The organism is Pseudomonas sp. B21-056, from assembly GCF_026016325.1.
GTDB lineage: Bacteria > Pseudomonadota > Gammaproteobacteria > Pseudomonadales > Pseudomonadaceae > Aquipseudomonas.
In genome coordinates, this window is the sequence record NZ_CP087203.1 from 3,955,392 (window position 1) to 3,967,587 (window position 12,196).

General features: G+C 61.3%; 13 protein-coding genes. 2 read left to right on the forward strand and 11 right to left on the reverse strand.

From position 1 onward, the window contains the following. Window positions 1-95: 95 nt before the first annotated feature. From LOY67_RS16535 to LOY67_RS16545, 3 genes are all read right to left on the reverse strand, one after another. On the reverse strand, window positions 96-533 hold the full coding sequence (locus LOY67_RS16535) for a DUF3995 domain-containing protein (protein ID WP_265063512.1): 438 nt from the start codon (window positions 531-533) through the stop codon (window positions 96-98). A 137-nt stretch (window positions 534-670) separates the two neighbouring features. Continuing rightward, window positions 671-1,681, reverse strand: a complete 1,011-nt coding sequence (locus tag LOY67_RS16540; protein WP_265063513.1) for an ABC transporter substrate-binding protein — start codon at window positions 1,679-1,681, stop codon at window positions 671-673. A 124-nt stretch (window positions 1,682-1,805) separates the two neighbouring features. Next, complete coding sequence (locus LOY67_RS16545) at window positions 1,806-2,276, reverse strand: hypothetical protein (protein ID WP_144925146.1); 471 nt, start codon at window positions 2,274-2,276, stop codon at window positions 1,806-1,808. Window positions 2,277-2,683: 407 nt separating this feature from the next. Between LOY67_RS16545 and LOY67_RS16550 the strand changes: the two genes are divergently transcribed. Beyond that, window positions 2,684-2,932, forward strand: coding sequence for a hypothetical protein (locus LOY67_RS16550; RefSeq protein WP_265063514.1), 249 nt, complete (start codon window positions 2,684-2,686; stop codon window positions 2,930-2,932). Between the two features lie 81 nt (window positions 2,933-3,013). Further along, window positions 3,014-3,250, forward strand: a complete 237-nt coding sequence (locus tag LOY67_RS16555) for a DUF2789 domain-containing protein (protein WP_265063515.1) — start codon at window positions 3,014-3,016, stop codon at window positions 3,248-3,250. 240 nt (window positions 3,251-3,490) lie between these two features. On the opposite strand, the gene LOY67_RS16560 is transcribed toward LOY67_RS16555, so the two are convergent. From LOY67_RS16560 to LOY67_RS16595, 8 genes are all read right to left on the reverse strand, one after another. Beyond that, the gene (locus LOY67_RS16560) at window positions 3,491-5,164 is read right to left on the reverse strand and encodes a methyl-accepting chemotaxis protein (protein ID WP_413776138.1); all 1,674 of its coding nucleotides are present in this window, start codon (window positions 5,162-5,164) and stop codon (window positions 3,491-3,493) included. A 113-nt stretch (window positions 5,165-5,277) separates the two neighbouring features. Continuing rightward, window positions 5,278-5,682 carry a TraR/DksA family transcriptional regulator gene (locus tag LOY67_RS16565; protein ID WP_265063517.1) on the reverse strand — a complete coding sequence of 135 codons (405 nt, stop codon included), beginning with the start codon at window positions 5,680-5,682 and terminating at the stop codon, window positions 5,278-5,280. Between the two features lie 326 nt (window positions 5,683-6,008). Beyond that, window positions 6,009-7,031: an ABC transporter permease gene (locus LOY67_RS16570; RefSeq protein WP_265063518.1), complete on the reverse strand. Its 1,023-nt coding sequence runs from the start codon at window positions 7,029-7,031 to the stop codon at window positions 6,009-6,011. Window positions 7,032-7,084: 53 nt separating this feature from the next. Beyond that, the gene (locus LOY67_RS16575; RefSeq protein ID WP_265063519.1) at window positions 7,085-8,638 is read right to left on the reverse strand and encodes a sugar ABC transporter ATP-binding protein; all 1,554 of its coding nucleotides are present in this window, start codon (window positions 8,636-8,638) and stop codon (window positions 7,085-7,087) included. Between the two features lie 80 nt (window positions 8,639-8,718). Continuing rightward, on the reverse strand, window positions 8,719-9,645 hold the full coding sequence (locus LOY67_RS16580) for a sugar ABC transporter substrate-binding protein (RefSeq protein ID WP_265063520.1): 927 nt from the start codon (window positions 9,643-9,645) through the stop codon (window positions 8,719-8,721). Window positions 9,646-9,698: 53 nt separating this feature from the next. Continuing rightward, window positions 9,699-9,851, reverse strand: coding sequence for a hypothetical protein (locus LOY67_RS16585; RefSeq protein ID WP_265063521.1), 153 nt, complete (start codon window positions 9,849-9,851; stop codon window positions 9,699-9,701). A gap of 141 nt (window positions 9,852-9,992) precedes the next feature. Then, window positions 9,993-11,045 carry a Gfo/Idh/MocA family oxidoreductase gene (locus LOY67_RS16590; protein ID WP_265063522.1) on the reverse strand — a complete coding sequence of 351 codons (1,053 nt, stop codon included), beginning with the start codon at window positions 11,043-11,045 and terminating at the stop codon, window positions 9,993-9,995. A gap of 136 nt (window positions 11,046-11,181) precedes the next feature. Further along, a complete protein-coding gene (locus LOY67_RS16595) occupies window positions 11,182-12,192 on the reverse strand; it encodes a Gfo/Idh/MocA family protein (RefSeq protein ID WP_265063523.1) in 1,011 nt (336 codons plus the stop codon). Between the last annotated feature and the right edge of the window lie 4 nt (window positions 12,193-12,196).

The window sequence follows — 12,196 nt, forward strand, 5'->3', positions numbered from 1 at the left end:
GAAGCGCTCGCCAGATTAGGATCAGATGCAGGATATTGGGGCCGCTTCGCAGCCCAGCGGGGATAAATCCCCTCGCCACAACTGCGCCAGAGTGCTCAGGCCCAGGCCACCGCCAGCAACCCGGCGCCCAGCACGACGCACAACGGGGAATAGACCCAGGTATCGAGCCGGGCGAAGGTCGACTCCTTGAACTCCTTGAAGAACCCCACCAGGTTCGACTCGCCGATGGCCCGGGCAAACATCAGCAAGGCAATCGCACTGATCAGCCACTGCAGCGCCCGATGGGTGACAGGCGGCGCCAGCAGCCCGCCTCGCAGGCACACCAGCAGCGCGATAAACAACAGCGCCAGGGCCACCAACAAGGTCAACCAGCCCGAAGGATCGAACGCCGGGCGCAGCACTTCCCCCTGCCTGACCGGAACCTGAGGCACCACCGCCTGGGCCGCCCAGCGTCCGCCCAGGGCCCAGTACAAATGAATCAAACTGATGGCCGCAAACACCGCGACCAGCGTCCGTGCCAATAAAAGCGTCATTCGCCAGCCTCCTGGAAAAGGTTGAACAATCATCCTAGCTCGAATCTGGCATTTCGCAGGACGGATGGAGATTGCCCATTTCCAGCGAACGACGCATTGCTCAGGATCAAGTGTTCAAACCGTCGACAAGCGGCGCACTACAGGCCGGCGGAAACCTTATCCGCGACCTCTTTGGGCAGCCAGGCCTGCCACACCTGGGGATGGGCCTTGAGGAACGCCTCGGCAGCCTCACGGGGCGGCGTGCGTTTTTCGCTCATCTCGGCCAGGGCCTTGTTCAATGGATCGATGGGCAGGTCGACCTTGCTGAAGAATTCGGCAATGTCCGGATACTGTTTCTGGAACGGCGCGGAGACGCCGATCGACAGTTTCGACGCCAGCGAACGGGTCGGCCTGGGGTTGGGATTGTCGGCGTCGGTCAGGGTTTTCCAGGCCTCGGCATCGAACGGCGGCTCTTGCAGTTGCACCAGCTTGAAGCGCCCGAGCAGCGGCGTGGGCGACCAGTAATAGAACAGGATCGGTTTGCCTCGACGAATCGACGAGGTGATTTCCGCATCCAGCGCCGCCCCCGAGCCACTGCGGAAATTCACATAGCTGTCGGTCAGACCATACGCCTGGAGCTTCTGTTTATTGACCACTTCGGATGTCCAGCCGATGGGGCTGTTGAGGAAGCGCCCCTTGTCGGGACTTTCCGGATCCTTGAACACGTGCTTGTAGCGCGCCAGGTCGCTGACGCTGCGAAGGTCCGGCGCCAGAGGCTTGATGCCCTTGGCGGGATCGCCCTTGATCACGTATTCCGGCACCCACCAGCCTTCCGTCGCGCCCTTGACCGTATCGCCCAGGGCGATCACCTTGCCCTCGGCTTCAGCCTTGACCCACACCGGACTGCGCCCGGCCCACTCTTCGCCGATGACCTGTATGTCGTTATTGGCCAGGGCGGTTTCCAGGGTGATGGTGGTGCCCGGCAAGGTGTCGGTTTTCAGGCCGTAGCCTTTTTCGACGATGATCCGCAGGATATCGGTGATCAGGCTACCGCTTTCCCAGTTCAGGTCGGCGAAGTGGATCGGTGCTGAAGCAGCCGATGCTGGAAATGAGGAAACCAATACAGCACAGGCGGCCCAGGCAGCCAGCCACTGTCGAACTCGTTTCATACGATGTACCCCATGCCAGACAGCCATAGCTGAACGGTCCTGCGCAACCGAACGCAAGTCCCTGAATAATTCAGTCAACTGACTGTAGCCGAGGTTCCCGCAAAACGGTCGCCGGTGCCGGGTATCACTCGCTGGCCTTGAACGTCACCAGTTCGCCCTTGCGCCATTTCGCGGCTTTGGCAGTGACTGCCTTCAGGGTCTTGGTCAAGCCTTCCTGCAGCTGTTCGTTCGCCGCGTACACGGTCACCACGCTGTGGCCTTCCTTGAAGAGGATGGCCTGGCCGCCCGGGGTCGTGACGAACGCGTAGTCCCCAAGGCCATAGACCGTCAGTTTGATTTCGCGAAACCTGATCTCAAACTTGCCACCCTCGCGACTGGGCAATACCGCCGCGCGAAAATGATCACCCACCTTGAGCTCGAGCCTGGGCTTGTCGTCAACCACGAGGGCCGACTCGGTGTCGATTTCGGCGACGTAGATGCCTTCGGCGGTCTGCTCGGTGATGTAGACGAAACGAGACTGAAACAGTTTGACCAGTTTCGCCCGCAGGTCACCCAGTACAAATAATGCATGCGTGTCGAGATTACTTACTGCCAAGGAAACATCCCCATCTTTGAAAATGGCCCGTTCTACAGAAAGGACGGACCACAAGAACCCGTGCCGACTGTAATGTCGCAATGGACCTGTCACTGAAATTCGAAGTAAACGGCGCCCCCTGTCCCGGGGCGAGAGAAGACTAAAGGATTGCCACTCTCGCCGTCTTTCCCGGGAGGTCGTCAGGAGCTGAAGGAAATAGCCACTCTGAGCATCGGAAAAGGTGGGACTACTAACTTTAGGGAAAATTCTCACTTAAAAAAGCATTTTTCTGACATCGAGCCTAAAAAAAATTGCTTTAGATAGGCGCAACCGTCCACACAGTGCTGACGATTCTAGAGCAGCCGGAGGCGCGGAGACTACTCGAAACACCCGGCAATTCGTCGGTAAACCATAGAAAAGGAATTCACATGGGCACTTTCACAACCTTGATCCAACCCGTCGTACCTTGCCTCGTCAATACGCATGAGAGCTTTGACGGGATCGACTATCTGCCAGCCTCGCTGATCCAACCGCGTTATCGGGTGGTCCTGGCCGGCAAGTGTTTTTTCCATATTGAAGAAACATCGACTGGACGTGTAAGAGGTTTCCGCACGGATCATAACGAAGCCTGCTACCTGGCCAGGCATCTCGAGCGAAGTGCCGGAACGCAGCAATAATCGAACTCCTGACGCTCGCTTGCCTCAGATAAAGGGACGCAACCGAAGCGCCATGACGGCGCATGCCCAAAGGAGAACCCCATGGAACAGCCTTCCCACGAACTCAAGACCCTGTTCGATCAACTGGGCCTGCCCTCGGATGAAAAAGCCATCGACGATTTCATCGTGGCACACCCCCTGGATCCGGAGACCAAACTGGTGGAGGCCGATTTCTGGTCGGATCAGCAAAAGGACCTGCTACGGGAATGGTTGCTCGCCGATGGCGAAGAGGCGGTGTTGGTGGATCAGTTGAACGTGCGTCTGCACGACGATAAATAGCGGCTCAACAGCATTTGCTTTGTGGGAGCGAGCTTGCGCGTGATAGCGGTGGGTCAGTCGATACTTTGCTGACAGCCCCACCGCTATCGCGAGCAGGCTCGCTCCCACAGGGGATTTGTGGTGCTCCCGGATCTTGCGGCCACCGCAAGCCCCATGTGGGAGCGAGCTTGCTCGCGATAGCTATGGCCCCGTCACCAAGGTATCGACTGATACAGCGCAAATCGCGCTATCCGAAGAGGCCTAGCGCGGCTTCTCGGGCTTATAGCCCAACCGCAACCCACCCCAGTGGCGGCCCTTGAGCATGATGGGTACGGAAAGGTCATGCATCAGCTCGCCCGTGTCCCGGGTGTAGGTCTGCAACAGCACCGGTTGCTGGTGGCTGCCGCATCGGATCCCGGTACGGTCGGAGAACTTGCGCTTGGTGCGGTTGTTCAGTGTGTCTACCGCCGGATCGCCGGTCAGTGGCTGGCTGAAAACTTTGTTGTGGGTCGGCACATACCCCTGTTGGGTGCAGGCAATCGCAAACACCAGGCCTTCGTGTCGGGCGAGCAAAGGCTCCTGGATGGCCGGCAGGACCTGGTCGGTGTAACGGTCGAATCGGGTCTGGAACTTGGCTGGATGGGTATCGGCAATGGCCTGGTAGTTACGATCGAACAGATCCTCCAGGCTGATACGCCCCTGATCGATATCCGCCTCGAACTGCGCGGCGATCTGACCCGCGCCTTCACGCGCCAGGTCGTAGACCCGCTGGTGATAATCGTCGAGGCCCACTTCGGCCAGGCGCTCACTGATGGTTTCGGCCTGCCCTTCCATCTGCACCGCCGCTTCGGCCAGGCGTTGGGTCTGCTGGTCGCTGATGGACAGGTCGCTGCGCATCTGCTCGATGGCGTGGAACAGGCTGTCGAGCTGCTCGCGGTTGGTGTCCGTACCCTGGGCGATGGCGCTGACCTGGGTTTCGACACCGGCCGCGAGCCGGGCAATGTTCTCCAGGTGCTGGCCCGTGTGCTCGACCTGCTGCACGCCGCTGTCCAGGTCCCCGGCCAACTGACGGATCTGCTCGACCACCTGGGCGGTGCGTTGCTGGATGTCCGCCACCATGACCCCGACCTCGCCGGTCGCCGCCGCCGTGCGGCCCGCCAGGCCACGGACTTCATCGGCAACCACGGCGAACCCACGGCCATGCTCGCCGGCCCGCGCTGCTTCGATGGCCGCGTTCAGCGCCAACAGGTTGGTCTGGCTGGCAATCGACTGAATCACCAGGCTCACCCGCTGGATCTCGTCGCTGCGCACGCTCAAGGCCTCGATCAACTCGCGACTTTCGTTTGCCCGCTGGCTGAGCTGGTGCATGCGGCTGATGGACTCCACCAGTTCGCTGCGCCCGGCAACGCTGCTGCGATGGGCCTCGCTGGCGGCGCCCAGGGCTTGCTGGCTGAGCTGGGAAGTGGCCTGTTCGGTGACGATCATCGATTCGGCATTGCTGACGATCTGCGCCGCCGCATCGAGTTGTGACTGGACCTTGCCGGCCAACTGCCTGACCGAATAGGCGACACCGGCGGCCGACAACGCGTTATGACTGGTGGTGTGGGACAGATCGCGGGTCAGCTCGGCCAGGGAGCCGGTGCCAGGCGAAGATTGCGGCACAGTGACCAGACGCGAGCGCAATCGCGGCAACCAGACGATCAGTATCGCCAGGGGCAGGCCCAGGTACAGCGACCAGCCTCCCAGCACCATGCCGCACAGCAGCAAGGTCAAGGCAAGGCTCTGCAAGGTCGGCGTCAGCCAGCGCGCCGTGCTCTTTGTAGCAGATACCGAGGCAGGCACCGCTCCCGCCAGAGATCCGTCTGTCGCCATGTTCGTCACCACACTTCTCGTTGTTATGCCAGCATTAAACGCCACTATCGAGCCATTATCCATGGTCCATTAGTCGCGTTCTTGCGGTCGATCAACGGGATCGGGTGATTCTATGGGGCCGCTACGCGGCCCGGCGGGAGCAAGCGCCCTCGCCACGAGGCCTGCCAGGTCGGGGATCAGGCCTGACGCTGGTGCTTGTCGATCTGCTCGTGACGTTCCTGGGCTTCGATGCAGTACTTGGTGGTCGGGCTGATCAGCAGGCGCTTGAGGCCGATCGGCTCGCCGCTGTCGTCGCACCAGCCGAAGCTTTCGTCGCTGATACGGTCCAGGGCCTGCTCCAGCTGGGGCAGCATGCGCTGGTCACGATCGATGGCGTTGACCAGCCACGTACGCTCTTCTTCCACGGAAGCAGCGTCGGCCGGGTCAGCCGGGGAATCCAGGCTCTCAATGGCGATTCGGTTCTGTTCGATGCGCTCGTGGGTTTCGACTTTCATGTTCTGCAACAGCTTGGTGAAGAAAGCCAGCTGCTCGGGGTTCATGTAGTCATCCGCCGGCATAGCCAGCAACTTTTCCTTTGTCATTGATATCTCTATAAAAAAACGTGCATTAAGGCGAATTATGGAGCGTCCCGCAGCGCAGCTGCCACGCTCGTCAGGAAGGCGCCGTCTATTCCAAGCGCCACCCGGCACTCAATTTACGAGGGGCGGCAGTCTAAGGCCGAGTCGAGGCCTCAGCAACCGAAAACATGGGAAAATGTCCGACAACCCCTTCAAATGTTCTCTGACAGGCGTTTGGCAGTCATCGGAGTGCGTTTATAACAAGAAATTCGGTGCAATAGCTGTATTAAGAAGACAAATGGCAACGCCACGCGGGTCAGGCGTGGCGCTTTGTCGCAACAGGATGAGCGTTAACGCTTGAGTTTGCGCTTGTTGCGGTACTGGTCGATGACCACCGCCACCACAATGATCAACCCCTTGATGATGTCCTGGATGTAGGCATCGACGCCGACGAACGTGAAGCCGCTGGCCATGACGCCGAGGATCAGCGCCCCGATCACCGTACCGGTGATGCGCCCCACGCCACCGGCCAGGCTGGTGCCGCCGATCACCGCCGCGGCAATCGCATCCAGCTCATAGGACATGCCCATGCCGGCCTGCCCGGTCGCGGCCCGCGCCGAGGCCACCACCCCGGCGAGCCCCGCCAGCAACCCGGCGATGCTGTAGACGATCACCAGGTGACGCTTGACGTTGATCCCCGAGGTGCGCGCCGCCTGCATGTTACCGCCGATGGCATAGGTGTACTTGCCGTACTTGGTGTAGCGCAAGGCAATATGGAAGATCACCGCCACCACCAGGAAGATGATCACCGGCATGGCGCCATGACCAATCGCCGTGTAGGAATCCGACAACATGCTCACCGGCTGACCTTCGGTGTAGTAACGCGCCAGGCCGCGGGCCGACACCATCATGCCGAGGGTGGCAATAAAGGGCGGGATGCCGGTGATGGCGATGATGCTGCCGTTGATCGCCCCGGCCAGCAGCCCCACGCCCAGCCCGGCGACCACCGGGATCCATACCGGCAAGTCGGTCAGCGACGGGAACACCGCTCGGGCGAAGTCCGAGGTCTGGGCCAGGCTGGCCGCGATCATCGCCGACAGCGCCAGCACGGAACCGGACGACAGGTCGATACCGGTGGTGATGATGACCTGGGTCACGCCGATGGCCAGCAGGCCGATGATCGACACTTGCAGGATCATCAGGACCAGGCGCTGGGAGTTCATCAGGAAACTCTGGTCGCGCATGATCCAGCCAAACAGCTCGAACACCAGGCCAATGCCGATCAGCACCAGGAAGATACTCAGTTCCGTCGGCAACCGCCGGCGCGTCCTGGCCGGTACGGCCGCGGGTTTGTTTTCCAGTATCGCGTTCATTGCCATTCACCTTTTTTATCTGTTGCGAGGGCTTACTGCTCGGCTTTGCGGCCTCAAGACAGTCCCGAGGCCAGTTGCATGACCCGCTCCTGGGTCGCTTCGCTCCGGTCGAGGGTGCCCATCAGGTCGCCTTCGTGCATCACCAGGACCCGGTCGCTCATGCCCAGCACTTCCGGCAGCTCCGAAGAAATCATGATCACCGCCATGCCCTCGCCGGCGAGGTAGGCAATCAGCCGGTAGATCTCGGCCTTGGCGCCGACATCGATGCCACGGGTCGGCTCGTCGAGGATCAGGATGCGCGGGTTGGTCATCAGCCAGCGGGCCAGCAGCGCCTTCTGTTGATTGCCACCGGACAAGGTGTCGATGCACTGCTCCAGGGAAGGGGTCTTGACCCGCAGCTTCTTGCACATGTCTTCGCACAAGGCGCGCAGGGCTTTCTGCTGGATGAAGCCATTGCCGACGTAATGGGGCAGCACGGCCATTTCCATGTTTTCCAGCACCGACAGGCACGGGAACAACCCACTGAGCTTGCGATCCTCGGTCAGCAGGGCGAAGCCCTTCTCGATGGCCATGTGCGGATCGCTGATGCGCACCGGCTGGCCGTCCAGCAAAATCTCGCCACCGGTACTGGGTGTTACGCCGAAGATCGCCTCGGCCACGTTGGTCCGTCCCGAGCCCATCAGCCCGGCGATGCCGAGGATCTCCCCAGCGTGCAGGTCGAAGGAGACCCCCTTGAAAATGCCCTCCAGGCTCAGGTCGCGTACCGACAACAGCAACTCGCCGATGGGCTTTTCCCGTTCCGGAAACAGTTGGCTCAATTCCCGCCCGACCATCATTGAAATCAGGCTGTCGCCGTCCATGCTGTCGGCCCGTTGCAGGCCGATGTAGCTGCCGTCGCGAAACACCGCGACTTCATCGGCGATGGCGAACACTTCGTTCATTTTATGGGTGATGTAGATGATGCCCTTACCCTGGGCCTTGAGGTCGGCAATGATCGAGAACAGGTGGGCGACTTCCGTTTCGGTGATAGCCGAGGTCGGTTCGTCCATGATCAGGATGTCGGAGTCATAGGACACGGCCTTGGCAATCTCCACCATCTGCCGCTCGGCAATGCTCAGGTTGCCCACCTGCTCCTCCGGGTCGAGGTTGATCCGCAGGCGTTCCAGCAACCTGGCGGTGCAACGGTGCATCTCCCCGTGGTCGATCATGTGCAGGCCATTGAGCTGCTCGCGGCCGATCCAGATGTTTTCGGCGATGCTCATGTGCGGCATCAGGTTCAGTTCCTGGTGGATCATCGCAATGCCGGCCTGCAACGCCGCCAGGGGCGTGTCGAAGGTGACCGGTTTGCCCCGCAGGCGCAGTTCACCGGCGTCCGGCTGGTAGATGCCGGCAATGATCTTCATCAGGGTGGATTTACCGGCACCGTTCTCGCCCATCAGGGCCAGGACGGAGCCGGGACGTACCCGCAACTGCACGTCGGACAAGGCCACCACGCCGGGAAATCCCTTGCTGACATTGACGACTTCCAGCAGATACGGTTCGTCAGGTAGTACGCCCGGCTGGACAGTCATTGCCGGGGCGCTCGAAGCTATCGCTGAGGCAAACATGGTCAGGTACTCCCTCGGCAAGGTCGGCGTGGCGTCCTTGCCTGCTTATTGTTGTGGTCGGACCGATGGTGCGTGGAACCTTACTTGAACTGGTCGACGTTTTCCGGCGTGATCAGGCGATACGGCACCCACACGGCCTGCTCCACCGGCTGTTTCTTGACCATCTTCACGGCCGTGTCGATCGAACCGTCGGCCTGACCCTTGGCGTCCTGGAACACCGAGACCGCCATGTCGCCCTTTTTGATGGCGTTCAGGCCATCCGGCGTGCCATCGACCCCGGCAATCAGTACGCTGCCCTTCTCCTTGCCGGCGCCCTTGAGTGCCATGGACGCGCCGATAGCCATCTCGTCATTGTTCGCCACCACGGCGTTGAACTCGCGGCCCTGGGTCAGCCAGTCGTTGACCAGGGTCATGCCCTTGTCCCTCGACCAGATGCCAGTCTGTTCCTGTTCGATCTTGATGTTCGGGTACTTGGCGAGCACTTCCTTGACGCCCTTGGTGCGGTTGGTGGTGGAATTGTTCGCCAGGTCCCCCAGCAGAATCACGATGTCGCCCTTGCCGCCCATCTTGTCGGCCAGGTATTGCATCTGCATCCGACCGGCTTCCAGGTCGTCCGAGGCAACGGTCACCACGCCGGCCGGCAGTTTCAGGTCATCGGGGCGACGGTTGACGTAGACCAGCGGAATGCCGGCGGCCACGGCGGCCTTGGTGATGCGCTGGGTCGCGGCGGTGTCCACCGGGTTGACGATGATGGCGTCGACCTTCTGGCTGATGAAGCTTTCCACCTGGCTCAGTTGCTTGACCACATCACTGCGTGCGTCTTCGAACTGCAGGTTGACGCCGTCCGGCAGGGACTTGGCTTTCTTGTCCATCGACTCACGCAGGTAGGTCAGCCAGGTGTCGTCGAACTGCGACATGCTGACGCCGATTTTCACGTCCGCCAGGGCAGCGCCGCTGGCAAGCATCAATGACAGGGCCAACGAGGCGATACGGGTCTTGGTCTTCATGAACGGTCTTTCTCCACATTTTTGTTGGTTTTATGGATAAGGCGTGTCGGAACTCAGGAACGGGGCAAACGCACGATGGACGCACCGGGCATGCAACAGACCACGGCGCCATTGCGCTGGATGCACAGGGATTCGAACAGGGGAAGGACTGCGGGCAAGCGCAGCGCACGTGACAAGTGAAACGCAGAGCGGCTGAAGGTTTTCATCGACGGTACCTGGCTGTGTTTCTTGTTTTTGTTGAGTCCGCCGCTTGTTTAAGAAGCCGTTGCACAAGCGGGAACAGGATGTCGGTAACCTGGAAAAGACTTTATTGGAAAATATTTTCCATATCAACAGATTTTAGAATTTTATTCGTTTTTTGTTCCATGGCCGATAGGCGTGGATAGAACCACCACTTCCTGACGTTCCGCGCTCTGCCGGGCAGCGTCCAGGAGCCGGGTGGTCGCCAGTGCATCACGGGCCTGGACTGGCAGCGGGCCAGCCCCCTGCAATGCGCTTTGCAGGTGTTGGTAGAACTCGATCCAGCAACCGCGTTCCGACGTCACCCGCTCACGCTCGCCGCCATGCTCGAACCAGCCCCAGCGTCGATGCTCTTCGGTGCCCCAGCGCTCGCCCTCTGTCGCCGGGCTCAAACCGGCCAGGGCCTGGGCTTCCTGTCCGTCCAGGCCGTCGACGGTATAACAGCCCTCGGTGCCGCTGAGCCGGAACCGGGGGCGTGGCGCGTTCTGCAGGCAACTGCCGCTCAAGTGCGACACCACGCCGCTGGCATGGGTCAGGGACATGAAGAAGCCATTGTCGAAAACCTGGTCTGGCTGTCGGTAGTCCAGCTCGGCGTAAACCCGCACCACCGGCCCGAACAACTGCAGTGCCTGGTCCACCAGGTGACTGCCCAGGTCACGCAGGAATCCGCCACCGCTGCCCTTGCCGACCGACGTCGGCGAATAACGCTCGACACTGGATTCAAACCGCAGGACCTGCCCCAGGACACCGGATGCCAGCAATTTGCGCACGGTGAGGAAGTCCGAGTCCCAGCGCCGGTTCTGGTAGACGCTCAGCGGCACGTTGCGCCGCTCGGCGGCCAGCACCAGCGCCTCGGCCTGCGTGGCATCAGCGGCGAAAGGTTTGTCGCTGACCACCGCCACGCCCCGTTCGATGGCCTCCATCACCACGGCCGGACGACCGTCCAGGGGTGTGGAAACCACCACCGCGTCGACGCCGGCCGCCACCAGTTGTTCCAGAGTGTCGAAAGCCTGGGCATCCGGATGTTCGGCCGCCAGTTGCTGGCGGCGCTCGGCGGACCGGGTCACCACGCCCACGAACGTCGCCCCCGGCAAACTGCTGATCAGCGGCGCATGAAAGAACCGTCCACCCTTGCCGTAGCCCACCAGTCCGATTCGCATGAAAGCTCCTTGTTCCACAATTGAAATGCGGCCCTGTGGGAGCGAGCCTGCTCGCGATGGCGGTGTGTCAGGCGACATCGATGTGCTTGACAGGCCGCTATCGCGAGCAGGCTCGCTCCCACATTTGAAACAGTGATCAACCGTAGAAACGCGGGCGCTCAGGCAGCTCCACCTTGACGATCTGCCCACTGCGCTGCGCATCGATGCAGGCATCCGCCGCCACCGCTGCCGCGAAGCCATCCCACGCCGAAGGCCCACCCACCTGCCCGGCCCGAACCCCGTCGATAAAGGCCTGCAACTCGACGTCATAAGCGGCGATGAAGCGATCCTTCCAATCCATGAGAATGGCATTGGACAGCTTGGCGCCACTGCGCAATTGCACCTGGGACGGTTCCGGCAGCTTGGCGATACCGGTCTCCCCCACCACTTCGCACTGGATGTCGTAGCCGTACTGGCAGTTGACGAACACTTCCACGTCGATGCGCGTGCCCTTAGCGGTTTCCAGCAGGACGATCTGTGGATCGCGCAGGTGGGCCAAGGCCTTGCTGGTCTTGCGCGGGAAGACCACCTGCACCGAGACGTAGTCGTCGGCCAGCAGCCAGCGCAACACATCCAACTCGTGGATCAGGGTGTCGGTGATTGCCATGTCGGTCTTGTAGTTTTCACCCACGCTGGGGTTGCGGTGGGCGCAGTGCAGCATCAGGGGCTCGCCGATCTGGCCACTGTCGATCACCGCCTTGAGCGCCCGATACCCCTCGTCGTACGGGCGCATGAAACCGACCTGCACCAGTCGCTTGCCATGGGCCACCTCGGCCTCGACGATCCGGCGGCAACCTTCAGCCGTGACGGCCAGGGGCTTCTCGCAGAACACCGGTTTGCCGGCAGCAATCGCCGCCAGCACGAACTCCTCGTGACTCGGCCCCCAGGACGTGACGAGGATCGCCTCGACTTCCGGCGCCTTGATCAACGCGTGCCCATCGGGATAGACCTCGGCGGTCAGTTTCAGGTCGGCCACCACTTTCGCCGCCTGGGCCAGGTTGATGTCGGTCACCGCCACCACCTGGCTGTTGAGCAAGGTCTGGCTGCAACGACGGATATGGTCCTGGCCGATGGCCCCGGTGCCGATGACGCCCAGCTTCAAAGACATTTGG

Bases quoted from the DNA above. Each gene is read 5' to 3' on its own strand.
- LOY67_RS16550 (WP_265063514.1), top strand. From the start codon at position 2,684: ATGGGCACTTTCACAACCTTGATCCAACCCGTCGTACCTTGCCTCGTC.
- LOY67_RS16570 (WP_265063518.1), bottom strand. From the start codon at position 7,031: ATGAACGCGATACTGGAAAACAAACCCGCGGCCGTACCGGCCAGGACG.
- LOY67_RS16575 (WP_265063519.1), bottom strand. From the start codon at position 8,638: ATGTTTGCCTCAGCGATAGCTTCGAGCGCCCCGGCAATGACTGTCCAG.
- LOY67_RS16540 (WP_265063513.1), bottom strand. From the start codon at position 1,681: ATGAAACGAGTTCGACAGTGGCTGGCTGCCTGGGCCGCCTGTGCTGTA.
- LOY67_RS16535 (WP_265063512.1), bottom strand. From the start codon at position 533: ATGACGCTTTTATTGGCACGGACGCTGGTCGCGGTGTTTGCGGCCATC.
- LOY67_RS16565 (WP_265063517.1), bottom strand. From the start codon at position 5,682: ATGACAAAGGAAAAGTTGCTGGCTATGCCGGCGGATGACTACATGAAC.
- LOY67_RS16555 (WP_265063515.1), top strand. From the start codon at position 3,014: ATGGAACAGCCTTCCCACGAACTCAAGACCCTGTTCGATCAACTGGGC.
- LOY67_RS16560 (WP_413776138.1), bottom strand. From the start codon at position 5,164: ATGGATAATGGCTCGATAGTGGCGTTTAATGCTGGCATAACAACGAGA.
- LOY67_RS16580 (WP_265063520.1), bottom strand. From the start codon at position 9,645: ATGAAGACCAAGACCCGTATCGCCTCGTTGGCCCTGTCATTGATGCTT.
- LOY67_RS16585 (WP_265063521.1), bottom strand. From the start codon at position 9,851: ATGAAAACCTTCAGCCGCTCTGCGTTTCACTTGTCACGTGCGCTGCGC.
- LOY67_RS16590 (WP_265063522.1), bottom strand. From the start codon at position 11,045: ATGCGAATCGGACTGGTGGGCTACGGCAAGGGTGGACGGTTCTTTCAT.
- LOY67_RS16595 (WP_265063523.1), bottom strand. From the start codon at position 12,192: ATGTCTTTGAAGCTGGGCGTCATCGGCACCGGGGCCATCGGCCAGGAC.